The sequence below is a fragment of the Propionigenium maris DSM 9537 genome (assembly GCF_027925155.1).
Lineage (GTDB): Bacteria > Fusobacteriota > Fusobacteriia > Fusobacteriales > Fusobacteriaceae > Propionigenium > Propionigenium maris.
The window spans coordinates 111,565-133,607 of record NZ_BSDY01000009.1; the positions used below are offsets into that span (position 1 = coordinate 111,565).

A 22,043-nucleotide genomic window follows, 5' to 3' on the forward strand; every position below is an offset into this window, starting at 1 on the left:
CATGAATTTAGGAATATTTAAAAGAAGCAAGGAGATTATCATAAATTCACCTCTAAGGGGTGAGATAAAGAGGGTAGAAGATGCTCCCCATGAGGTTTTTACCAGTAACGTTATAGGAGATGGTTGTGCAATAGAGCCCACCGACGGAATCATCCATGCTCCTGTTTCATCTAAGGTTGAGATCTTTAAGACAAATCACCTGCTTATCTTCGAGCCTAAGAAGGGAGTTTATGTAGTAATTCACTTCGGGGTGGGTACATCTCCCCTTAAGGGTGAAGGATTTACAAGACTTCCAAAGGGAGAGTTAAAGGAGGTTGTAGTAGGGGATGAACTGGTTTCATGTGACCTTGACTATATAGCTTCCAAGGCAAAGTCACTTATGACCCCAATCATCGTAAGTAACGATAATGTCCAGAGCTTAGAACTTCTGGTAAAGCCTGGAGATCTTGTAGAGGTTGGAACTCCTCTTATGAAGGTAAAAGTTAAATAAATAAAAAAAGGCTTACGGCTGTGCCGTAAGCTTTTTTATTTAACTCTATATGACTCCTAGTTTGTAAGGGTTACCTTTAAATCCAATGGAAAGCCCCTTAATTCTCTCCTCTAGCTTTAATGCAATCTCCTTCTCATACCTCTTCAGGATATTTGAATAGGTTTCCTTTAACTCCAGGTCATTCATGGTGTTCTCAAAACTTCTGTTTAATTTAACCAGATGTTTTAGCTCTGCTTTCTTTGCATTTCTGAGAATCTGCTTACAAAGAATCCAATAATCTGCAACCTTCTCATGTACGATGGAAAGTCTTTTCTTTGACGGCTCGATTGTAAAACTCTGAACTGAAAGCACCAGCTCTAAACCTGTTTTCTTAGTCTTTTCAAATTGGTTTTCAAATCCCTCAGCCTTATATATTATATCTATTCTCTTCTCACTGTTCTTCGTTATCACTTTTTCTCCTCCTACTATAAGTGTATCTCTTCATAAACTGTATAATGTCTAGTATCAATCTTTAGACACAGTTTGTACGAAAAAAGTTTAATTTTTTTTAATTTCCTTAGTAGTTTATCAGGGCTTTCATCTTATAGATACGTCATATTACGTTTTCTCCTTTTTTTATGACGGCATTTTTTGTGGGGTCAATTGTTTTTTTATGGATAGCTCCTTTAGTTCATTTTTCATAAAGGCAGAAGCAAGGAGTGCTGCACATCCGTCGGATATTGGAAAAGCTATTAAAATTCCCAGCATCCCAAACCAGTTTGGCAGGATGAATAAAAGAGGAATATTTAATACAAGAAGTCTGACTGTAAGGAGCTTTGTAGTTACCCCTCCCTTCCCCACAGCCTGAAAGTAGTTGGCACAGGTCAGATAGAGAGCTGTTGCCACCATTAGAAAGAGGTGTCTTCTGATAGCCCAGGTGGTAAACTCAATAAGCTTCTCGTCATTATCTAGGAAAAATGTACTTATACCCTCTGCCCCTATGACCACCAGGATCACCAGAGTTAAGGAGATCGATAGAATGATCTTAGAGGAAAGTATGAAGGTTTCCTTTACCCTTTTGAAGTTAGCAGCCCCATAGTTAAAGGACAGAATAGGCTGTCTTCCATGATTAAATCCTATAAAGCTTGTGTTTATAAAGGACCTTACGGTAGTTATTATTCCTATTGCAGCTAGAGCCAGATCTCCTCCATATACCAGAAGCTGCCTGTTCATAATAAAAACCATTACTCCATTTAACATCTGATTGAAGAAGGCTGAGCTACCTATGGACAGTATCCTCTTTATAATTGAGATATTAGGTAAAAGGTTTCCCCTTCTTAACCGAAGGAGTCTAGATCTGGAGAAGTAAATCAGAAGATAGACTGCCGGTAGTGTAGTTGCAATGGCTGTGGCCATAGCAGCTCCCTTCATCCCCATGGAAAACTTCACAATGAAGGTATAGTCTAATATCATATTAAGGAGAGCACTTCCCAGGTTCATCCACATGGAGTAGCTTGGTCTCCCCTCTGTTCTAAGAAATGCACAGAGGACCACATAGAGCATCTGGGCTGTAATTGCCGGAAAGAGCCACCTCGAGTACTCAAGAGCATAGCTTAGATTCCCCTCTGTTCCGCCCATAACTCCCAGAATTGGTCTTAGAAGGGTGAGAATTAACAGGGTATATATAATACCCACTACAGCTACCCAGAAAACTGTAGTTCCAAGAACTTTTTCAGCTTCTTCCTCCCTTCTCTCCCCCAGCTTTATGCCAGCCAGGGCTCCCCCTCCCACGCTAAACATGAGTCCAGTACCATTTATTAGCAGTATCAGGGGGAAGACTATAGAGAGAGCACTCATCCCATAACGACCAATAGCCTGCCCAATAAAGTACCTGTCCGTTATATTGTAGATTATATTGATGAGCACAGCTATGGTAGAGGGAATAGAAAACTTTATAAGAAGTGGAAGTAGGGCTCCCTTATCTAAATTTTTATTCAAAAGAATCATCTCCTGTATATTAATTCAATTATTATACCATTTTTTCTAAAGAAATGCCCCTACTCTTACATAAAATATACCTTAAAATATAGGGTAGACTCCCCTGTAGTTCTCGACATATGTCGTTTTTTTTATCTCCAGTTAGGCTACAATATTTATTAGTCCATTACTTGACATTATATTTTTATCCAGTTAAGTTTAAATATAACTAGACAGGAGGAGATCACATGAATATAGAAAGACTGCCCCATCTGCTTCCCAGGCTTCGTAGGGAAGAGGTTGAATTCATAAAAGATAATGGTCTGAATGACTACTTCTTTCTTCACAATATAGCCGAGGAGACGTTCTTTACCCCAAAAGCCGGAAGCCTCTACATGGTAAAGGAGGGAGGTATAATCGTTTACGGCTATGTGGACGATCATCTCGAGTTTAACATGGATTTTGATATAGGTGACTGCATCGGTCAGGCCGATCTCTTTCACCGGGAAAATATCGATTTTATCATAAGGGGAAAGCCCACTGCTATTATCCTGGAGATACCAGCGAAGAAGATTATGGAGAAGGGTGACATCAAGTTTCTAAACTTTATCTATGAGAAGATGTTAAACAAGATGGTTACAAATATAATCAAACTCTTTAAAACCTATGCTGCTAAAGTAAACTTCTCCAATGAACAGTACTTTATAAATTTTTTATTGAATAACGGCGGAAGTTTTACCTTTACCTCCACTGAAGACTTAGCTTACATCCTTCATATAGAGCTTAGAACAGTCCAGAGGGTCATAAAAAAGCTCATCGGTCAGGGGATTATAGAAAAATCAAAGAAGACTATCTGTATTACCGATGAAGAAGCTGCGAGGGATCTCATTTCACCAAAATAAAAAGTAGCCGCTTAATTGCGGCTTTTTTTGTTCTTAAAAATTTCATATCATATAGGTATGACTTCTTTAAATAAACCTTTAAAAGAAATAATTTCCAGATACTTCTTTACATACTGGAGAACTAATAATTATAAGTTTCCTAGCTTTTTAAGGCATAATATTCTTAAAAATGTTAACGCTTTTCTTGAATGTGGCGATCCTGATATAGGTTTTACTTCCTTCATATGCTTAAAATGCAAAACTATACATAAAACTCCCTTTTCATGCAAATTACGATTTTGTTCATCATGCGGTAAAATCTATGCTGAAAAATGGGCTAACAATGTTTCTGATAACTTAATCGACTGTCACCACAGGCACGCTGTCTTCTCACTTCCTAAGGGATGGATAAGAATTTTTTTCTTCAAAAACAGACAGCTTCTAAAGAAATTAGCAGAAGCTTCGTACCTCGCGCTGAAATATTCCTTTAAAAAGCTTGGTATTATTCATTTTGGTGCTATTGCTACTATCCATACATTCTCTAGAAAAATAGAGTGGAACCCTCATATACATTGTTTAGTTACCTTTGGTGGAATGACTAAAAATAGTCAGTGGAAAAATATAAACAACTTACCATGGCAGGTTTTAAGAAGGTCCTGGCAAAAGTGCGCCCTGGATATCATTGCTGAATATGCCAAAATAAATAATCTTCCTCATCTAAAAAATAAGATTTCTTTATCCTACAAAAGGTATCCTAAAGGTTTCTTTGTTAATGCTGAATCTAGGGTTGGGAATTCTAAAAATATTGCTAAATATCTCGGAAGGTATTTAGCCCGGCCAGCTATAGCTGAGTATCGGATCATTTCCTTTAATGATAAAATCGTCAAATTTTGGTTTAAAGAAACTGATTCCAATAGAAGAAAGCACCTTACCCTAACTATGGATATTTTTCTTGGCAGAATACTTTCCCATATTCCCCCTAAAAACTTCAAGATGGTAAGGCGGTTTGGACTATATTCAAGAAGGTCAAAAAATAAAATCCCCAGGAAGAAGAAGTTATTTAAAACTAAGCCTTCCTGGAGTGAGCGCTTCTTTAAAGCATTTGGTATTAACCCTTTAATTTGTCGTAAGTGCAGTTCTAAACTGCACTTACTTGAAATCTTTCATGTTAAGTACGGCACTATCCAGTACAACGATTACTCTCCATGATGCTACGCGCATATTAAAGTTACAAACCGTACCCGCCTGTACGGTATTTTGTAATGCTTAAATATATGCGACAGATCTATTCTATACTATATTTGAAGATTTTTCCAATTCTATGCCTATAAAATATGAGTTTTTAATTCTATACTTTCCTTAACAATAAAAAGTCCTGTTAATATTAACAGGACTTTTATACTACTTAAGCTTTACTCTCATTAGAAGGTCTCCCACCGATACATCTCCAGTAGCTACAACCTCTAACTTTTCAACATCATCCATATTATTGATGATTACTGGTGTCATAGTTGATTTTGCATTCTTTGAAATGTAAGCCAGGTCATACTTTACAAGCTCGTCTCCCTTGGAAACCTCTGTACCTGCTTCACCTACTCTTTCAAATCCCTGCCCTCCCAGGGCCACTGTATCGATACCAAAGTGAACTATCATCTCAAGCTCATCCTTTGTTTCAAAGCTTACAGCGTGGTTTGTTTCAAAGATGTCAATTTCAGCATCTGCTATTGCATGAATAGATCCCTCATTTGGGTCTATAGCACAACCGTCTCCAATCATCCTTCCAGCAAAAGCCTCATCAGGTACTTCCTCTAGAGGTATTACCTTTCCATTAAGGGGTGAATAGATATTAATCCAGTTTTCCTCTTCTTTTTTCTTCTTAAAAAAATCAAATAATCCCATCTCTTCCTCCACTTTATGTTTAATTTTTGAATTAAAATTTCACCTTTATTTAATTAAAGTGATTTTTATATCCATAGATTAACATTTTTTATTGTCTAAATCAAGTGTTTCTTCCATGAAAAATCTCAAATTAAATTAGGAAGGGAGTTTTTAACTCCCTCCCTCTAAAGTTCATCTACTCCATATCTTTTGCTGGTTCCCAGAATACTTCTACCCTTCTGTTTGCTCTCCTGTTTTCTATAGTATCATTAGGGAATGCCGGGTTGTTCTCTCCGAATCCCTGGGACTCAACAGTGATGTTTTCACCTTCAAGCTGGGTTCTGAATTCCTCAGCAACTGATTCTGCCCTCTTCTCAGATAGGGTCTGGTTATAGGAAGCTGCTCCAGTAGTATCTGTATGTCCCTCTACAGACAGCTTACCGTCAAATCCTCTGAGTTTCTCTGCAACCTCGCCGATCTCCGCTCTACCAGCTTCACTCAACTCAAAACTGTTGAGTTCAAAGACCTCTTGGAACTTGATTCCCTCAAGTGGAATTGGTGGTCCCACAGGTTCCATAACTACTGGTTCTGGTTCAGGCTCCACTACCATAACTGGTTCAGGCTCAGGCTCTGCCATTACCACAGGAGCTGGCGATGGTCCGCCAAACTTATAACCAAACTTGATGGCAAATCCATGGTAGTATCCATCCTCATTGGTATTAAAGTCTGTATCATAGTCATACTCTGCTACTTCATACATAAACTCAACGTTAAATCTCTCATCGTAGAACTCCTTACCTATACCAAGAGCTCCGTAGATTCCTCCATTAGCGTCGTCTACATTATCTGCTCCACCAGAGTAGGCTTCAGCATATCCTAACCTACCTACTGCATATAGGGTGTCTGCAAAGTCATACTTACCTACTGCGTAGATTGGGAATGAGTAGTGACCATCATATCCGCCACTTGCATGGAACTTACTCTTGGCTTCTGCACCAATACCAAATCTGAATGGCGAATCCTCATTGAACAATACCTCAGCACCTATCGATGCACCTGGATAACCCTTTACAGGGTTATGTCCTGTAGCGTCCTTGGTAGCGTTTCTGTAAAGGTCGGCTCCTAACTTCAATTCCAGTTCAGCAGCACTTGCAGCCACTGCAACAAGTATAAATGCTCCTAAAATCATTGCCTTTTTCATATATTTTCCTCCCTTATAGCTAACTAGTTGTATCACTCTTGTGTCTCTTTAATTGATATACTACAAGCGATCATTATTTCCTCCTAAACCTGCAAAAATATACCAATATTCCATATAAAATAGAGGTTTTTATGGTTTTTTATTGTAATAGCCTATTATAAATGTTATTATGTAAGGTAGTATTATTTTTAACAGTCCAATTTAAGGAGAAAATCATGAATATTAGTAAAAAAGATGCAATTGAATGGTTTAAATACCTTGCAGACATCCCTTCAGACAATGAGGAGATATTTAAGAAATATGATGTAATTATACGTTCAACTCTAAGACAGATAGAGAGATCATATATGGATAGGATTAAGAGGATGCAGGAGGAGATCTCTTCCCTTGAAAACTTCAAGGGAAGGACCTTCTTCCTGGGAGACAAGGAGAAGTTTCCCAAGGGATGTATCTCGTGCCTTTTCGGAGATGGTTTAGGAGGTGTTAGAAAGACTCATACCTGCAACCTTACCTGTAAGTTCTGCTACTACCACGACACAATGGATGAGGTGGAAGTAATTCCCGATGGAATGTGGGATATTGGAGATACCCTCTATGAGGAGGAGGATATAGACCTTCTTCTCTCCACTCAGAAGAAACCTTCAGGTATTGCCTATGTATACCTAGAGCCCTTTATGGAGATCGAAAAGTACTATGGAATAGTAAAAAAATTCAGTGATGCAGGAGTCCACCAGCATATGTATACCAATGGTACTCTCTCCACCGAGGAAAATCTCAAAGCCCTTGCTGAAGCAGGCTTAGACGAGCTTAGGTTCAACCTGGGAGCCACTAACTGCAGCGACAAGGTTATAGAGGCTATGAAAATTGCCAGAAAATACTTTAAATCTGTTGGTATCGAAACTCCTATGACACCGGAGTTCTATGAGGCCTTTATGAAAAAGAAGGATGAGATACTTGCTATCGGTCTGGATTTCATCAACTGTGCTGAGTTCCACCTGGGGCCGGACAATATAAATAACTACAGTGGTGAAAAGTTCTATACATATAGAAATGGATACCTTTCTCCTACTTGGTCTAGAGAGATTACATATAAGATTATGAAGATGGCAGCTGAGGAGGGATGGGAGATGCTTGTCCACGACTGCTCAAACCACACCAAGTATGCTAGGGAGATCAACAAGGCTTCCAAACAGGGTAATCCCTTTGGAGCTCACAACTATGTTTCTGAGTTCGAGAGAACCCTCCCCCACCTGTTCCTTCCAATCCTTGAGGATGAGGAGTTTATCTTCCTGAAGGAGGAGGAGCTACCGGCAGACCTAAAGCTGGAAAACTGCAAGGAGCATATACAGGAACTTATAGAGGACTACAACAACGACGACTTCTATGAGGACTTTGAGGAATATTTAGAGGATTAAAAAAAGGAGCTGATATCAGCTCCTTTTTTATTTAAAACTTTTCCGTCTGGCTTATGAGGGCTGCTTCAAACTTTTCCTTATCCACTACCCATATTTCATTTCTGCTCTTTTCGATAACCCCATCTTCCCTTAGCTTTCTTATTATCCTCTGAAGTGTACGAAGATTGGTATTTAAAAGCTCAGATAGCTCTCTTGTATTTGTAAACCTTATCCTCATATTATTTTGGGACAGATACTTGAGGAAGTACCCCTCATTGGAGAGCACTGCCTTAGCAAGGGTTCCTCCCAGTACTCTTACAAACTCAAGGGCCGATCCCTTGGCTATCTTCTCCCACAGATGTTGCATAACTTCTGGATGATTTCTTATCATCTCCGTTAATGGAATAACAATAACCTTTGTTTTCTTCTTTGCCTCTATATCCACTGTCCCCACAAGATCTATGAGGCAGGCGGCAACTCCCATCCACTCTCCAGTGGTAAAATCACCGTAATACTCTCCTCCGTGCTCCATGTAGATAGTCATCTTGGCCTGCCCCTCCAAGATCTTCCACACCTTTCCGCTCTGAAAGGCCTCCATCTCCATGATATCTCCCTTTTCATACTCCTCTACCTTTATCTTCCTTACGAGGTCATCTGAAAGTATATCATCAAGTCCTATATCCCTTAAGTAATCTAATTTCGTTTTCATAAACTCCCGCTCCTGTTAAATATTATTTCTTATATCTCTTCCAAGCTTATCGGTGGCTTCAACGATTGCCTCACTTATAATGGTCTCTCCGCTTTTTATCTCCCTTTCTACACCGCTCATAACACCAGCTGGAGCTCTTCCCCTTATGACGCTCCACCTGTAACGATCTCCAGAGTTCCCTTCAAATACTCCGCTTCCAATGGTACGCCCATCTTCAAGGTCTATCATCTCATATGACAACACTATCCTGCTGCTGTTTCTCTTATCAAATACTATCTCTGTGTAGGATCTCTCCCTGTACTTAGCCACCTTTACATTGTTTTCAATAACATAGTATTTTTCCGTCCAGTATCTGGTATAGTAGTCCCTTGTTACCCTTGTTGGATTGTAGGTGAAGGAATCTATATTTATCTTCACCACTGTATTCAGGTCCTTGAGACTTTCCTCCGATAGATTCCCTGCCCCTCTCAGAGCCTCACGCAGCTCTCCCTGAGGGATATCCTTAAAGATAGTTATCTTAGACAGCTTCGGGTCCTCCAATACACGATTTTTTATCCTTCCTATTCCCTCCCTTTCTATCTGGTGTTTTCTGGAGGGATCCCCTGTTACCTCTGTGAAAGCTGCAACAACCCTAGCTTCCTCCAGAGATCTCGCAGTCCGCTCACCAATATCCCTATACCTGGGATAGAGCTCCTGCCCCCTGTCATAGAGGAAGAACTTCTCCCTTCTCCTATATCTGTCAAGTTTCAACCCCTCAAAGGTATTTCCTGCATTGTAGTAGGAGACCCCTGCATCCATCTTCAGCTCCTCTATCTCATTGTACTGGGGAATATTCAGGCTGAGCCCAAGCTTATTGTGAACTATGGGATCCATGGTGTAGAGACCTTTCTTTAGGGAAAGCATATTTTCATAGGTAGAAGCTTCCCTCACATAGTCCTCATTTTGATTGTAGAGATCTATCTTGGACTGGGTATCATCTACAGCCCTTGGATAGACATTCCTGTAGTTCACCATCCCCTCCAGGTAATCTGGGTTCAGTTTTACTGCCTCCTGCAATAATAGAGCAGCCTGGGTAAATCTTCCCCTCTCTATCTCCTCCATTGCCTGGGTATTTATCTTCTCTTCAGCAGAGCTGCACCCTGCCAAGATCAAGAGGACAATCAGTAGTAACTTCTTCATCTTCTATCAACTCCTTCCCATTAATTCTATACTAAAATCTGGTCAAGTTGAAGTCATTTTATACTTTGTTGGTGTCAAAGATAGGATAACATTGATCATTGGATATATTCAACCATTTTTTAAGTATATTCCTTAACAAGGAATTATTTTTAAGGACTATAAATAAAAGGGAGAGGTGTCTTCCTCTCCCTAATTCTCTAAGATGCCATTCTGAATATCTTCAGTGTATCAGCCTGGAATCCCTCTATCCTGTTAAATGCCTGAGCTGTTGCATATTTCAGAGACCCTATTGCTGAATAACCCTCCTCATTGGGTACATCCAACTGATATACAATATCTAATCCCTTCTTTATTGAGTAACCACACGACTTATATGCTTCCACCACGCTGGCTATAAACTCAAGGTCCACTTCCTTATCCAGGTTATCCAGTGGCAGGGTCCATTTATTCTCTCCCATACTCACAGATATCATCCCGTCATTTCTGGCTCTGGCAGCTGCATATGTTCCGTAAGCTTCGGTATTCTCTATGACTCTCTCCTCTGAAAGACGGCACGTTCTGGCTGTTGCAAAAAAACTTTCTCTACTTTCTTCCCCAAAAATTTTCTTGAAATTCTCGTGTAACTTTCTTAACATCTCCATCCCCCCTAAAAACTATGTTGTATTTTCTAATAAGGATTATAGTCTATATTTACCAATAAATCCATAGGTTTAAAGGTGAATTTCTGTTGTTTTTTTTATACATCATTAATTTTTATAGTTTTTTAACAGTTAGCTTAAAGAAAATTTTCCTTTACTTCCCCTAACTTTTATAAATCCCAGAAAGGAATCTCTTCACCCTTTGCAAATAATATTAATATGGAGGTGTTCTATGAGTAAAAGAGGAATCATGAGCAAAAGAGAGATGAAGGATATTATGGATGATTTAAAGGAAACTAAGGAGAAGCCCCCTAAGGATGAGAAGGAGTCACCTAAGGAGGAAAATAAAAAATAGGCTGATTACCCAGCCTATTTTTTATCTACTTTCTCTATAGCTTTCAGAAACTCTTCCCTGCTTATTCCAAAGTGGTTCAGCTTAGACAGGAACTGCTTGGCATTGGCATAGCCTATTCCCAAGATAACTCCTACCTCCTGCCTTCTTACCTTGGATTCTCCCCCACCGCTAAGACCATACTCTATCATATCCCCAGAGGTAAAGTTTTCAATTCTATCCACCATCTTGCACTTGGCTTTGGCAAGGGCTTCTATGATAACCTCCGGCTTGGCATTTTCTATCCCTACATTTCCGTCACGGGCCCTTGTCCCGTCCTTTCTTCCAATATAGGCATGCTTCACCCCTGGAACATAGTCCTCTATAGTTTTTCTTATCTTTTCACCGGCAAAATCCGGGTCTGTAAATACTATTACCCCGGTTCTCTCCTGGGCAACTCTTATCTTTTCTAGGGTAGTTCTCTTTCTTACAGCAAATCCATTTACTATAATTAGCTCTGCGTCAACTGCAGCCTTTACTGCAGTTACATCGTCTCTTCCCTCTACCACTATGGTTTCCATTATCTTCTTCATCTGTCCAATCTCCTGCCTGTATTTTTATAGTTGTCTATTCATACAACTCTTTCATCGTCATATCTGGGCTGTACTTGGTCCCTGCCATGAGAAGTTCATTGTAGTCCTTCTTGGCCAGAAACTCTCCATATCCCCTGTCATAGTAGATAAACTTTACTTCCTCAAAGAGATAGCTCTCCATGGAGCTCTTGAATCTTTCCTGAGTTTCCTCATCTCCACCAGACACCTTGTATCTGAACTTTTCTACTCCAACCTCCTTAAGTATCTCAAACTTATTCAGCAAGGGATAGAATATTTCCATAAACTCCCTTACATTCTTGTCCTCCTTGAGGTCAGTTGCAATATACCCCTTGGCAAACTTTGGAAAGAGGCTGTATTCCAGAGCCTTGAGTTTCTCCTCAGGAAGCACTCCCAGTCTCTTTACCTCTGTAAAGGTAAGAGCTTCAAGCATACTGTTTCCTCTCATGGAAAGGTGTAGCTCCACGTCCTCTCCCAGCTCAAGAACCTCTCCCTCTAAATAACCGTCTAGGTTAAGGTGGGTAATATAGTTTCCTTTAGTATCTGCCACATACTCTGTATCTATCTCTTCCTCTTCATCCTCTACATAGAAGGTTGCTTCCCAGTTTAGCCTGGTCTGCCCCTTAATGGTATTGGATCTGATTGCTGCCTTATATGAATTGTCGTAAAATTTTTCGAAATCCTTGGTTTCCTTCCCAGGATCATCTTCTAATCTTACTTCCTTTAATCTTATCTCCATAAAACCATCCTTTCATAACATAATAGCTTTATATTATAGCATTTATTTTATCTTTTTAAAAGATTTTATATCAATAAATTATAGGTCTTTTTGATTAGGTGTTTGATTTTTTATATTGCTAGATTGCATAATTAAATATAGCTATTTATTCTTTTTTTTAGCTAATTTCTCCTACTATAATTTATTTGATATTTTTAAAGGGAATGATCTAATGATCAGAGTGTTTCTTTTACTTTACTTCTTAATTATTTATAACTCTTGTTATTAGTAAACTCACAAAAATAGAAACTGCTAATAAAGCCTCTTTAATAGTTTCTTCACTCTTTACTGCAGCACTCCTCATGGTAGTTACTTTTCTTATTAATTCTCTTTGGATTGTTCAATGAATTAGATTTATTTTTTAACAACAAAAATCCAGGAGGCAACTCCTGGATTTTTATATACCTTAATAACAATTATATTAATTCCCCACTATCTGAATCTCAACCCTCCTGTTTTGTGCCCTTCCATCCTTAGTGGAGTTGTCTGCTATAGGTTGAGCCGATCCATATCCCCTAGAAGACATCCTTGCTTTAGCTACTCCCCTTCCATTTAGGTAGTAGTATACTGCATCTGCCCTCTCCTGTGAAAGGGCATCATTTATATTGTCGCTTCCTGTGTTGTCTGTATGTCCTCCAATTGCAATACTTGTCTCATCAAACTCCTCCAGTACCTTTGAGATGGAGTTTAGCACCTCATAGGATCCTGGAGCTATAGCTGAGCTTCCAGATTTAAAGGTAAGGTTTCCAGGCATAATAAGCTCCAGTCTGTCCTCTCCCACCCTTCGCACTCCTACACCTGTTCTTGCAAGCTCCTCCCTTAGAGCTGCCTCCTGCCTGTCAAAGTAGTATCCAATCCCAGCTCCAGCTGCTGATCCAGCTGCTGCCCCTATGAGGGTACTCTTGGTGTCCTTACCTGCCAGCTGACCAACCACAGCCCCTGCCACTGCTCCCCCCACAGCCCCCTTAGTAGTACTGCTCACCTTCTCCTCTCCAGTATAGGGGTCTGTACTCCTGCAGGATATTAGCACCAGCATAAGACTTGATAAAGCTATAATTTTTTTCATAATCTACCTCCTGATCCTTTATTAAAAAGCTTCTACATAATTCTTTATAAAAAAAGTAAAGTTTTTTACATAAAAAATAGATATATTATTACAACTGTGATATAATTATTCTATAAAGGAGGTATCACAGATGAAAAAATATTCGCATATGGAAGAATACCTGAACTCAATTAGTCACTACCTTGGAGCAGGAATGGCAGTTGTTGGACTAGGATTTCTTGTTATGAGAGCTGTACGTCTGGGAGATATAAACCATGTGGTCAGCTTCACTATCTTTGGTAGCGCACTTATTCTATTATATACTATGTCTGGAACCTATCACCTTCTATATCCTGGAAGAACTAAGGACATATTTAAAATATTGGATCATTCAGCTATATATATATTAATATCGGGATCATATACCCCCTACCTGCTAACTGTTGTAGAGGGAAGATCCGCTATTATTCTCTTGGTTATACAGTGGGGACTTACCCTTGCCGGAATTATCTTTAAGTTAAAGTTTACAGGAAGGTTTACCCTTGTTTCCACCCTGATCTATCTCTTTATGGGTTGGATGGTAATGTTTATCTTCAAGAACCTTAAGATGAACCTGGATCCCCTGTCACTTAAACTGCTTATTGCAAGTGGAATAACCTACACTGTGGGAGCTGTATTTTATCTTATGAAGAATGTAAGGTATACCCATGTAGTTTGGCACCTATTTGTAGTGGGAGGAAGTGTTCTAAACTACCTTTCCATCTACTATTCAGTATCTTAAAAAAATAACTTTAGAGGAACCTATAGAGGTTCCTCTTTTTTTATCCCCACTTCTTTCCATATGCGAACTCAAGACTTTTATTTGCGATCACAGACCGTTTAAGAGACTATAACTCCCCCTCTACTTCCGTACTAATATAAAGTTATTATAAGCTCATTAGTGCTATTTTATTAGAATCGATATGACCTCATTCTTCAGAATTTTAGATTAAAATTCAGTATTATATTTTTACTACTAACTTAAAAAATGGTGCATAAAAAAAGTATTGTTTTTTTATAAAAATATGTTGTTTTTTTCTTCACAATATGTTATAAATCCATATAACTTAATTTAAGAGGAGGGATCAGGATGATTACAGCTGCTGTTGTTCTAGTTGTGTTTATGGCTGCTTCGTATTGTGCAAAAAATTGTGACGGGATTGGATACCAGAGTAGAGGTATTGGAATATTAGAGGACATCAAGCTGATGTATTGCTTTGATTCCAATGGATACAATGCCAAAGGGTATGACAAGAACGGATACGACAAAGACGGATACAATGAGTTCGGTTATGACAAGTTCGGATATCAGAGATAAGTGATTTTTTAAGACTGCCTATGGCAGTCTTTTTATTTTATTAAGAAGAAAATCATCTCAGGTGGAGTATAGAGAAAGAGAACGCTACTGAAAGGGGGAAAAATCATGAAGTTAAAGGAGGCTCTCACAGAAGCTGGCATATACGATTCCTTTTTAGAAATCTCAAAAGCTACTTCCCATAAGGAGTTGGAGAAGCTCTTTGAAATAAAGGATTTCAGAAAGGGGGAGGTCATAAGCTTCTCAGAGGAAGCTGGAGGGAAGAATGGATATGTATGGAATATCTTAAAGGGAGAGGGAAAGCAGATATTTTACCCCTCTGGAGGGAAGGAATATATATTTAAGTTAACTGTAGGAGAGTGGATAGGAGTGCCCGGTGCAGTCTCCAACCTCTACATCCTTACAGATATTGAGTTTCTTGAGGATACACAGGTACTCATCTTCCCTCTGGGAAAGATGATAAGGGAGCGGTCAGATATAATGGGGGAAATCTGGGAGAGAATTGCCAGAATGATGGTAAACAAGTTTGTATGGGCTGCAGAGCAGTTTATGGACAAGAGCAGTATGAGTAATGAAGCTTATTTTTTAAAAGCTCTAGCCAATAACAATTACTCCTTTGAGGACACAACTACCAAATCTCTCTCTGAGTCACTGGGAATCAACCTGAGAACCCTCCAGAGGATAATAAGCAGCCTGGAGAAGAGGGAACTTATCAAGCGGGATAAATCCAAGGGTAGGGTATGGGTTGAGGATTTTGAGGTCTTTGACACCTATCTGGATTCCTTAGACTAAAAGGGAGCGTGACGCTCCCCCCACTCTAATCTCATACAATGAAATTTTGTCCATGGCAGCACTCTATAATTTTATACTTCCTTAACAATAAAAAACAACGTGACGTCGCATCCCAATAATCACTGGGAACACAAATTGGTTCAAGTAGAATTTCTATAAATTCTAAATTTTCCATAACAAATGAAAAGGGACTCCTAGGAGTCCCTTTTCTTACTTAGCTTTTTTTTCTTCAGTTTTTGCGCTCTTTACCTTCTTTACTTCCTTAGCTTCCTTCTGCATAGCTACGTACTTCTCTGCTCCATAGTAAGCTCTTAAGTACATCTCTCTAAGCTCTGCCATTAGTGGATATCTAGGGTTAGCACCTGTACACTGATCATCAAATGCTGCCTCTACCATCTCATCTAATTTAGACATGAACTCCTCTTCAGAAATTCCATACTCTGCAATTGTAGCCTTAATTCCAATTCTTGTCTTAAGCTTTGCTACCTCTGCTCTAAGAATCTTTGCCTTCTCCTCATCGCTTTCACTTCCCTTAGTGAATCCCATGAAGTCTGCAACCTTTGCATATCTAGCCTTGGCATTTGGATACTTATACTGAGCAAATCCTGCCATCTTAGTCGGCTTATCTGTAGCGTTAAATCTGATTACTTCATCAAGAAGTAGTGCATTAGCTACTCCATGTGGTAGGTGGAATGCAGCTCCAAGTTTGTGAGCCATCGAGTGACAAATACCTAGGAATGCGTTTGAGAATGCCATTCCTGCGATACAAGATGCGTTAGCCATCTTCTCCTTTGCTTTCTTAGCTGTTGCTCCTCCCTCTACCGATTCTGGAAGGTACTTAAATGTAAGTCTTACAGCCTCTAGTGCTAGTGGGTTTGTATAGTCCGATGCCACAACTGAAGCATATGCTTCCAGTGCGTGAGTCATTACGTCGATTCCAGATGCTGCTGTTAGCCCTGCTGGCATTGTAAGCATTAACTGAGGGTCAACGATAGCTACGTCTGGAGTCAGCTCATAGTCAGCTAGGGGATACTTGATTCCAGTTGCATCATCTGTGATTACAGCAAATGGAGTTACCTCGGATCCAGTTCCTGCAGATGTTGCAACAGCCCAGAACTCAGCTTTTCCACCCATCTTAGGGAACTCTACGATTCTCTTCTTTATGTCCATGAATGTCATTGCAAGATCCTTGAAGTTTACCTCTGGGTGCTCATATAGTACCCACATGATCTTAGCTGCGTCCATTGGTGATCCTCCACCAAGGGCAATGATTGTATCTGGCTGGTAGTTTCTCATTAGTTCAGCACCTTTTTCTACGATAGATAGAGTAGGGTCTGCCTGTACATCAGAGAATATTCTGTAGTCGATTCCTAGAGAATCTAGTACAGTTGTTACATGATCTGTATATCCTAGAGACGCCAGTACAGAGTCTGTAACGATTACTGCTTTCTTCTTTCCCTTTAACTCAGTAAGAGCTACAGGAAGTGATCCAAACTTAAAGTATACTTTCTCAGGAACTCTGAACCAAAGCATGTTTTCTCTCCTCTCAGCTACAGTTTTAATATTAAGTAGGTGCTTAACTCCTACGTTTTCAGAAACTGCGTTTCCTCCCCAAGATCCGCAACCAAGTGTTAGTGATGGTGCTAGCTTGAAGTTGAATACATCTCCGATTGCTCCCTGAGCTGCTGGCATGTTGATTAGTGTTCTACCAGTCTTCATTCTCTTAGCGAATGCTTCGATCTTATCTGTAGCTTCTAACTCATCAGCATATAATACAGATGTATGCCCCATTCCACCAAGTTCAATCAGTCTGTCTGCCTTATCTACCGACTCTTCAAATGACTTTGTCTTGTACAGTGCCAGCACTGGAGAAAGCTTCTCGTGAGAGAATGGCTCAGATAGCTCTACCGATTCTACCTCTCCTATAAGTACCTTAGTCTCAACTGGTACATCTACTCCTGCCATCTTAGCGATCTTGTGTGCAGGCTGTCCTACGATCTCTCCGTTTAGGTGACCATCTATTACAATTGTCTTTCTTACCTTATCTAGCTCATCTCCCTTTAGGATATAAGCATTTCTTGCTGCAAACTCCGCTCTAACTGCATCGTAAGTCTTTTCTGTAGCAATTACAGACTGCTCAGATGCACAGATTACTCCGTTATCAAATGTCTTAGATAGTAGGATAGAGTTTACTGCCATCTTGATGTGTGCTGAGTCATCTATTACTACAGGAGTATTTCCTGCTCCTACACCGATTGCAGGTTTTCCAGATGAGTAAGCTGCCTTAACCATTCCTGGTCCACCAGTTGCAAGGATAATGTCAGCTGATCTCATAAGTGTGTTTGAAGCTTCGATTGAAGGCTCCTCTACCCATCCGATGATATCCTCTGGAGCTCCAGCTTTTACAGCTGCATCACGTATGATTCTAGCTGCTTCTATAGTAGATTTCTTTGCTCTTGGGTGTGGAGAAAAGATAATTGCGTTTCTTGTCTTAAGTGAGATTAACGCCTTAAAGATTGCTGTTGAAGTCGGGTTAGTTGTTGGTACGATACCTGCAACTACACCGATAGGCTCAGCTATCTTAGTCATTCCAAATGACTTATCCTCTTCTAATACTCCACAAGTTTTAGTGTTTTTATATTGGTTATAAACAATCTCAGATGCAAAGTGGTTTTTGATTACCTTATCCTCTGCGATTCCCATACCAGTTTCTGAAGCCGCCATCTTAGCCAGCTTAATTCTATTGTTATTTGCTGCAAGTGCTGCTTCTCTAAAGATAACATCTACCTGCTCCTGAGTATAAGTTGCATATTTTTTCTGTGCTTCTCTTACTCTTTGGATCATTTGTTCAATTGCCATTTTGAAATCACCCCTGTAAAAATTTTAATCCCGACTGAAGTTGCCATCCCCGTAATGAGGTTTCCGTCAGATTCAATTTTTTTGTTTTATTTACCGTCTCCCTGCGACAGCTAGAGTCGTTTGTCCTCTATGTGCACACTTTACACCTTGTGAAAAAATATGTCAATTACTTTTTAGATATTTTTTTCACTAATATTACAGGTCATTTTTTCACCACTTTTATAAAAACTTTGTTTTAAAGGGCTAGAGCCTATTTACACTAATTTCCAATGGATTGATGCGATCATTTTTTTTACTTTTTCTACACTTCAACAATAAAGCACCTTTTCAAAGAAATGCTTATTTTTAGAACTCTAAACGATCTAAAATAGATCAAATTTATTTTTTCACTAATTTTTAATAGGATTAGCTCTACAGATGATCAAAATCAAAATTCTATTTGTTTCTTTCATCTTAAGGGCTTATACTAATAATATAAATTTTATAGTAATGGGAGGTTTGAAAATTGTTTTTACTGGAAAAATTCATCAGCAACTTATTGATTTCGCCTGCACTATTTATAATTATTGTATTAATAGGCGCTATCCTTATGGATAGGTTCAATTATGCTAAATTTAAAAGGATCTTTATTATTATCTCTGTCGGGTTCTATCTCATCTCCATAAGGCCTACCAAGGAGCTGCTAGTTAGAGTTATAGAGCCTAAAAAGGTCTCCTCTCCTGCGGAGATAAGATCGTCAGAGGCATATGTACTTCTGGGAGGAGGTATCACCGAGGGAACACCAATAGGTAGTATCCCTACCGATACAGCTTACTCCAGGATTGTAGAGGCAGCTATCCTCTATAAAGAATACCCTAAAAAAATAATTGTCACCGGGGGAAGGGGATATGACAGTGAGAGTCCAAGTGAGAGCTCTGTGTACAGAGATGTTCTTGTAGCCCTAGGAGTTCCCAAGGAGGACATTGTTTTAGAGGAGGAGAGCAGAAACACCCTGGAAAATGCCCTCTATACTAAAGAGATATTAGATGAGATGGAGGTTTCATCTATTACTCTCATCACTTCAGCTACCCACATGTTCAGAGCCAAAAATACATTTGCCTCTACAGGAGTTCAGGTAGCAATTGCTCCAAGTGGATACCTTGCAAATAATAGTAGTTATAAGGTTCTGGACTTTATCCCCAACTCCCAAAACCTAGATCACTTCCTGAGAGCCCTCTGGGAATATGTTGGAATTGCAGTTTATCAGGTTAAACTTCTTATAATAAAGTATAGCTCCCAATAAAAAGCAGTGTGACGTTGCATCCTATGAATCAATTGGAGCATTAATGACTTCAAGTAAACATTTTATAAATTCTATATTCCACTTAATAATAAAAAAGGTATCCGGATATCTGGATACCTTCTTATTATCTGAGTCTTATTTAAATACTATCTTTGTGATTCCTCACCCTTGTCTGCTCTCTCTAATTCCTTGTGGAAATCCTCATACTTCTTAAAGTTCATCTCTGTAGCTTCCTTATCCATTTGCCACTCTTGAGGTGTGAATCTGCTTAATCTATCTATGTTTTCTTCCATAGGCTTCACTATATCTCTTTTTTCATTATATTCAAAATCTCTAGCAAATGAAGTCACACCTAAGATTACCATTGTTAATAATAATAATTTTTTCATCTCTCTACCTCCTTTAATATGTCAGAGTAATATTTCTTAACCCGCTTATGAAGTAAAATACTTCTTTTTTTTTAATTCTCATTATATGTTTCATTAACATCTTTTAATTATCTTTCTGAGTTTTCACCCTTATCGGATCTTTCAAGTTCCCAATGAAACTTCTCATACTTCTCTATATTGAGTCTCATTAATTCCTTTTCTATTGCCCACTCTTCAGGGGTTAACTCTTTAAGCTTGTTCCACTGCTCCTCCATAGGGATTAAGATATCTCTTCTTTCATTATACTCATAGTCCCTTCCAAGAGCTGTAAAAGTAAGTACTGACATCAAGATAAAAATTAAGGTTTTCATACCTTCACCCCCTTAATCCACCCTTTATTTAAATTACCTCTATACTTTTAAATGCAATTGTAGTTCTTCTTAACTTCTTTTAATTAAATCTCTTTAAAAAGAAAAAGCAGCATTTCTGCTGCTCCCTTCCTACTTTTTCCCTCTATTTCTCTCCATCCATTTAACTGCCCACTCTACAAGTGGTCTCTGACGCATAAAGAGTGTCTCTGCTCCTCCCACCCATTGAGTTGAAATATTCTTCTCCCTATTATACTCCTCTCCCATCTGGATAAAGTCCTCATCATCTACAGCCAGTGTTTCATAGGTTACCCACTGACGCTTTCCCTCCACCATCATGGCGCTGCTCTCCCTGCTACAATGCTTTCCCGGATACTCAGCTCTTGTCTCTGCCAGGTGAAGGGATGTATTTTTGTTGTGCCCCACCCCCAGCAATAAAACATAACCATCAAGCTTATACAGTTTATCTAGGGGGGAATCCTCTCCGAAGATATTCTCCAGATCATGGTTATTCACCAGGTACTCTGCATGAGGCCCCAAAGCAGCAAAGGATCTTGCAGGGTGGCTGCTCCTCTTGGCTCCAGGCCATTTCCTAAACATCTCAGCCGTACTTCCCATTCCAATTGCAGGGGTCACCTCTGGATCATAGGCTGGCCAGTTCTCCCGAATTGCCGGCCACCACTCTTCAGGCTGCTCCCAGTGGACTCCGGTGGATGGATCCAGATTCTTCCAGGTCTGAGACGGCATCATTATAGTACCTGTATCCCCTACAACGTAAAGTAGTGCCCTTATAAGGGTTTCAGATCCTCCTACTATCCATCCAATCTTACTCATGGATATATGAACAGATATAGTCTGTCCCTCCTCTATACCTATCTTCTTAAACTCCCCTACCAAGTCATCATAGGTAATTAATCTCTTCTTTGGTTTTATTGCTTCCTGCATAGCTCCCCCTCTGTCCTTTTGACTATCCACATCTGCTAAAACTTTCTATAACCTCTATCTCCTTTATACACCCTTAAACTTTACTTATTCCGCCTCCCCCAACTTCTTTTCCAGTATACTGTCTATCCTTATATCCTCTCCTATGAGATCCTCTCCGTATTTTTCCCTTAGCTTCAAGAGGTAGATATCGTGATGGATGTGTTCCGATGCTATGGAAACTAGGAGGGAGTTTTCAGTGAATGTTCCTATAATATCCTCGTCCCTCCCCTGACTGCTCCCTATAAGGGTTGTGGTAAGGTCTACAACGAGCATTAAACGCACATCCTCACTGTCACACCCTTCTATATACTCTGTTTCTGTGGAGTGAGAGTACAGTTCAATAGGTAGGCCCTCTATATTCATCTTGTCATATGAAAAAACAATTACCCTCACCCCTCTTCTACCAAGCTCCACCAACTCCTCCCTGAAGGTTTGAAGATCGATGCAGGTATTAATATAGACCTCCCTCTGTGCAGTAAGGAGGAGTTCCCTTGCTTTTTCAATAAAGTTATTGGTTCCCTTTATATTGATGTAGTTCCTCTCCTTTTTATCTGTGTTCAGCTGGGACATCTTCTCCTTCAATATATCCGTAGTTTTTATAAAGTTATTCTTCAGTTTTTCAACTAGTATTTCCGGCCTTTCTCCTCTATAGATATTTGTATCCCCAGGTACAGAATATACCACCCCCCTTTTATAGAGGTTATTCAAAGCTGCATATACCGATGAACGGGATGCCCCTAAAAGCTTTGCTATCTGCGACCCATTCAGTTCCCCCTCCTTAATCAGGGTTATATATACCTGAGCCTCCATCTTGGAAAAGTTTAACTTTTCCAGCTCCTGAATAATAAAATCACTCATCAAATCTCTCCCTTCTATCTTAGAACTTCTCTCACTGATATTTTCTCAATATTTTCATCTGCATATAACTCATAGTATTTTTTTGCT

At 39.5% G+C, this 22,043-nt stretch carries 24 protein-coding genes; 9 read left to right on the plus strand and 15 right to left on the minus strand.

What is annotated here, in order from left to right; genetic code table 11:
- The first annotated feature begins 1 nt into the window (after position 1).
- Positions 2-490 carry a PTS sugar transporter subunit IIA gene (locus tag QMG11_RS10905; protein ID WP_281835945.1) on the plus strand — a complete coding sequence of 163 codons (489 nt, stop codon included), beginning with the start codon at positions 2-4 and terminating at the stop codon, positions 488-490.
- A gap of 45 nt (positions 491-535) precedes the next feature.
- On the opposite strand, the gene QMG11_RS10910 is transcribed toward QMG11_RS10905, so the two are convergent.
- Together QMG11_RS10910 and QMG11_RS10915 are read right to left on the minus strand one after the other, a co-directional pair.
- Positions 536-940 carry a hypothetical protein gene (locus QMG11_RS10910; protein ID WP_281835947.1) on the minus strand — a complete coding sequence of 135 codons (405 nt, stop codon included), beginning with the start codon at positions 938-940 and terminating at the stop codon, positions 536-538.
- A gap of 165 nt (positions 941-1,105) precedes the next feature.
- On the minus strand, positions 1,106-2,467 hold the full coding sequence (locus QMG11_RS10915; RefSeq protein ID WP_281835948.1) for an MATE family efflux transporter: 1,362 nt from the start codon (positions 2,465-2,467) through the stop codon (positions 1,106-1,108).
- Positions 2,468-2,694: 227 nt separating this feature from the next.
- On the opposite strand from QMG11_RS10915, the gene QMG11_RS10920 reads away from it, so the two are divergent.
- Positions 2,695-3,348 (plus strand): Crp/Fnr family transcriptional regulator, encoded by a 654-nt coding sequence (locus tag QMG11_RS10920; protein WP_281835949.1) that lies wholly within the window; start codon positions 2,695-2,697, stop codon positions 3,346-3,348.
- 27 nt (positions 3,349-3,375) lie between these two features.
- Complete coding sequence (locus tag QMG11_RS10925) at positions 3,376-4,536, plus strand: IS91 family transposase (protein ID WP_281835950.1); 1,161 nt, start codon at positions 3,376-3,378, stop codon at positions 4,534-4,536.
- A 192-nt stretch (positions 4,537-4,728) separates the two neighbouring features.
- Here the strand turns inward: QMG11_RS10925 and QMG11_RS10930 are convergent, their stop codons facing one another.
- Positions 4,729-5,226: a PTS sugar transporter subunit IIA gene (locus tag QMG11_RS10930; protein ID WP_281835952.1), complete on the minus strand. Its 498-nt coding sequence runs from the start codon at positions 5,224-5,226 to the stop codon at positions 4,729-4,731.
- A gap of 175 nt (positions 5,227-5,401) precedes the next feature.
- Positions 5,402-6,406, minus strand: coding sequence for an OmpA family protein (locus tag QMG11_RS10935; RefSeq protein WP_281835953.1), 1,005 nt, complete (start codon positions 6,404-6,406; stop codon positions 5,402-5,404).
- Positions 6,407-6,621: 215 nt separating this feature from the next.
- Between QMG11_RS10935 and QMG11_RS10940 the strand changes: the two genes are divergently transcribed.
- On the plus strand, positions 6,622-7,821 hold the full coding sequence (locus QMG11_RS10940) for a radical SAM protein (protein WP_281835954.1): 1,200 nt from the start codon (positions 6,622-6,624) through the stop codon (positions 7,819-7,821).
- A gap of 31 nt (positions 7,822-7,852) precedes the next feature.
- Here QMG11_RS10940 and QMG11_RS10945 read toward each other — a convergent pair whose 3' ends face one another.
- From QMG11_RS10945 to QMG11_RS10955, 3 genes are all read right to left on the minus strand, one after another.
- Entirely contained in the window at positions 7,853-8,509 is a 657-nt protein-coding gene (locus QMG11_RS10945; protein WP_281835955.1) for a Crp/Fnr family transcriptional regulator, read from the minus strand.
- A 15-nt stretch (positions 8,510-8,524) separates the two neighbouring features.
- Positions 8,525-9,688 carry a hypothetical protein gene (locus QMG11_RS10950; RefSeq protein ID WP_281835956.1) on the minus strand — a complete coding sequence of 388 codons (1,164 nt, stop codon included), beginning with the start codon at positions 9,686-9,688 and terminating at the stop codon, positions 8,525-8,527.
- Between the two features lie 197 nt (positions 9,689-9,885).
- Positions 9,886-10,323 (minus strand): galactokinase, encoded by a 438-nt coding sequence (locus QMG11_RS10955; protein ID WP_281835957.1) that lies wholly within the window; start codon positions 10,321-10,323, stop codon positions 9,886-9,888.
- Positions 10,324-10,558: 235 nt separating this feature from the next.
- Between QMG11_RS10955 and QMG11_RS10960 the strand changes: the two genes are divergently transcribed.
- Positions 10,559-10,681 (plus strand): hypothetical protein, encoded by a 123-nt coding sequence (locus QMG11_RS10960; RefSeq protein WP_281835958.1) that lies wholly within the window; start codon positions 10,559-10,561, stop codon positions 10,679-10,681.
- 14 nt (positions 10,682-10,695) lie between these two features.
- On the opposite strand, the gene rnmV is transcribed toward QMG11_RS10960, so the two are convergent.
- From rnmV to QMG11_RS10975, 3 genes are all read right to left on the minus strand, one after another.
- Positions 10,696-11,250 carry a ribonuclease M5 gene (rnmV, locus tag QMG11_RS10965; RefSeq protein WP_281835959.1) on the minus strand — a complete coding sequence of 185 codons (555 nt, stop codon included), beginning with the start codon at positions 11,248-11,250 and terminating at the stop codon, positions 10,696-10,698.
- A gap of 34 nt (positions 11,251-11,284) precedes the next feature.
- Complete coding sequence (locus QMG11_RS10970; protein ID WP_281835960.1) at positions 11,285-12,007, minus strand: hypothetical protein; 723 nt, start codon at positions 12,005-12,007, stop codon at positions 11,285-11,287.
- A gap of 460 nt (positions 12,008-12,467) precedes the next feature.
- Positions 12,468-13,112: a YiaD family glycine zipper/OmpA-like lipoprotein gene (locus tag QMG11_RS10975; RefSeq protein ID WP_281835961.1), complete on the minus strand. Its 645-nt coding sequence runs from the start codon at positions 13,110-13,112 to the stop codon at positions 12,468-12,470.
- 130 nt (positions 13,113-13,242) lie between these two features.
- On the opposite strand from QMG11_RS10975, the gene trhA reads away from it, so the two are divergent.
- The 3 genes from trhA to QMG11_RS10990 all read left to right on the plus strand — a co-directional run bounded on the left by trhA (position 13,243) and on the right by QMG11_RS10990 (position 15,237).
- Positions 13,243-13,872, plus strand: coding sequence for a PAQR family membrane homeostasis protein TrhA (trhA, locus tag QMG11_RS10980; RefSeq protein WP_281835962.1), 630 nt, complete (start codon positions 13,243-13,245; stop codon positions 13,870-13,872).
- A 381-nt stretch (positions 13,873-14,253) separates the two neighbouring features.
- Positions 14,254-14,448: a hypothetical protein gene (locus tag QMG11_RS10985; RefSeq protein WP_281835963.1), complete on the plus strand. Its 195-nt coding sequence runs from the start codon at positions 14,254-14,256 to the stop codon at positions 14,446-14,448.
- A gap of 105 nt (positions 14,449-14,553) precedes the next feature.
- Positions 14,554-15,237 (plus strand): Crp/Fnr family transcriptional regulator, encoded by a 684-nt coding sequence (locus tag QMG11_RS10990; RefSeq protein WP_281835964.1) that lies wholly within the window; start codon positions 14,554-14,556, stop codon positions 15,235-15,237.
- A 210-nt stretch (positions 15,238-15,447) separates the two neighbouring features.
- Here QMG11_RS10990 and adhE read toward each other — a convergent pair whose 3' ends face one another.
- Positions 15,448-18,096: a bifunctional acetaldehyde-CoA/alcohol dehydrogenase gene (gene adhE, locus QMG11_RS10995; protein ID WP_281835965.1), complete on the minus strand. Its 2,649-nt coding sequence runs from the start codon at positions 18,094-18,096 to the stop codon at positions 15,448-15,450.
- A gap of 505 nt (positions 18,097-18,601) precedes the next feature.
- On the opposite strand from adhE, the gene QMG11_RS11000 reads away from it, so the two are divergent.
- Positions 18,602-19,378 carry a YdcF family protein gene (locus tag QMG11_RS11000; protein WP_281835966.1) on the plus strand — a complete coding sequence of 259 codons (777 nt, stop codon included), beginning with the start codon at positions 18,602-18,604 and terminating at the stop codon, positions 19,376-19,378.
- 146 nt (positions 19,379-19,524) lie between these two features.
- Here the strand turns inward: QMG11_RS11000 and QMG11_RS11005 are convergent, their stop codons facing one another.
- The 4 genes from QMG11_RS11005 to QMG11_RS11020 all read right to left on the minus strand — a co-directional run bounded on the left by QMG11_RS11005 (position 19,525) and on the right by QMG11_RS11020 (position 21,956).
- Entirely contained in the window at positions 19,525-19,767 is a 243-nt protein-coding gene (locus QMG11_RS11005; RefSeq protein WP_281835967.1) for a hypothetical protein, read from the minus strand.
- Between the two features lie 107 nt (positions 19,768-19,874).
- Entirely contained in the window at positions 19,875-20,117 is a 243-nt protein-coding gene (locus QMG11_RS11010; RefSeq protein ID WP_281835968.1) for a hypothetical protein, read from the minus strand.
- A gap of 129 nt (positions 20,118-20,246) precedes the next feature.
- Positions 20,247-21,059 carry an AAC(3) family N-acetyltransferase gene (locus tag QMG11_RS11015; RefSeq protein WP_281835969.1) on the minus strand — a complete coding sequence of 271 codons (813 nt, stop codon included), beginning with the start codon at positions 21,057-21,059 and terminating at the stop codon, positions 20,247-20,249.
- Between the two features lie 84 nt (positions 21,060-21,143).
- Positions 21,144-21,956, minus strand: a complete 813-nt coding sequence (locus QMG11_RS11020; protein WP_281835970.1) for a TrmB family transcriptional regulator — start codon at positions 21,954-21,956, stop codon at positions 21,144-21,146.
- Between the last annotated feature and the right edge of the window lie 87 nt (positions 21,957-22,043).

Excerpts from the sequence above, each read along its gene's own strand:
- QMG11_RS10905 (WP_281835945.1), top strand. The coding sequence starts at position 2 with ATGAATTTAGGAATATTTAAAAGAAGCAAGGAGATTATCATAAATTCA.
- QMG11_RS10920 (WP_281835949.1), top strand. The coding sequence starts at position 2,695 with ATGAATATAGAAAGACTGCCCCATCTGCTTCCCAGGCTTCGTAGGGAA.
- QMG11_RS10930 (WP_281835952.1), bottom strand. The coding sequence starts at position 5,226 with ATGGGATTATTTGATTTTTTTAAGAAGAAAAAAGAAGAGGAAAACTGG.
- QMG11_RS10935 (WP_281835953.1), bottom strand. The coding sequence starts at position 6,406 with ATGAAAAAGGCAATGATTTTAGGAGCATTTATACTTGTTGCAGTGGCT.
- QMG11_RS10940 (WP_281835954.1), top strand. The coding sequence starts at position 6,622 with ATGAATATTAGTAAAAAAGATGCAATTGAATGGTTTAAATACCTTGCA.
- QMG11_RS10945 (WP_281835955.1), bottom strand. The coding sequence starts at position 8,509 with ATGAAAACGAAATTAGATTACTTAAGGGATATAGGACTTGATGATATA.
- QMG11_RS10950 (WP_281835956.1), bottom strand. The coding sequence starts at position 9,688 with ATGAAGAAGTTACTACTGATTGTCCTCTTGATCTTGGCAGGGTGCAGC.
- QMG11_RS10955 (WP_281835957.1), bottom strand. The coding sequence starts at position 10,323 with ATGTTAAGAAAGTTACACGAGAATTTCAAGAAAATTTTTGGGGAAGAA.
- QMG11_RS10960 (WP_281835958.1), top strand. The coding sequence starts at position 10,559 with ATGAGTAAAAGAGGAATCATGAGCAAAAGAGAGATGAAGGATATTATG.
- rnmV (WP_281835959.1), bottom strand. The coding sequence starts at position 11,250 with ATGAAGAAGATAATGGAAACCATAGTGGTAGAGGGAAGAGACGATGTA.
- QMG11_RS10970 (WP_281835960.1), bottom strand. The coding sequence starts at position 12,007 with ATGGAGATAAGATTAAAGGAAGTAAGATTAGAAGATGATCCTGGGAAG.
- QMG11_RS10975 (WP_281835961.1), bottom strand. The coding sequence starts at position 13,112 with ATGAAAAAAATTATAGCTTTATCAAGTCTTATGCTGGTGCTAATATCC.
- trhA (WP_281835962.1), top strand. The coding sequence starts at position 13,243 with ATGAAAAAATATTCGCATATGGAAGAATACCTGAACTCAATTAGTCAC.
- QMG11_RS10985 (WP_281835963.1), top strand. The coding sequence starts at position 14,254 with ATGGCTGCTTCGTATTGTGCAAAAAATTGTGACGGGATTGGATACCAG.
- QMG11_RS10990 (WP_281835964.1), top strand. The coding sequence starts at position 14,554 with ATGAAGTTAAAGGAGGCTCTCACAGAAGCTGGCATATACGATTCCTTT.
- adhE (WP_281835965.1), bottom strand. The coding sequence starts at position 18,096 with ATGGCAATTGAACAAATGATCCAAAGAGTAAGAGAAGCACAGAAAAAA.
- QMG11_RS11005 (WP_281835967.1), bottom strand. The coding sequence starts at position 19,767 with ATGAAAAAATTATTATTATTAACAATGGTAATCTTAGGTGTGACTTCA.
- QMG11_RS11010 (WP_281835968.1), bottom strand. The coding sequence starts at position 20,117 with ATGAAAACCTTAATTTTTATCTTGATGTCAGTACTTACTTTTACAGCT.
- QMG11_RS11015 (WP_281835969.1), bottom strand. The coding sequence starts at position 21,059 with ATGCAGGAAGCAATAAAACCAAAGAAGAGATTAATTACCTATGATGAC.
- QMG11_RS11020 (WP_281835970.1), bottom strand. The coding sequence starts at position 21,956 with ATGAGTGATTTTATTATTCAGGAGCTGGAAAAGTTAAACTTTTCCAAG.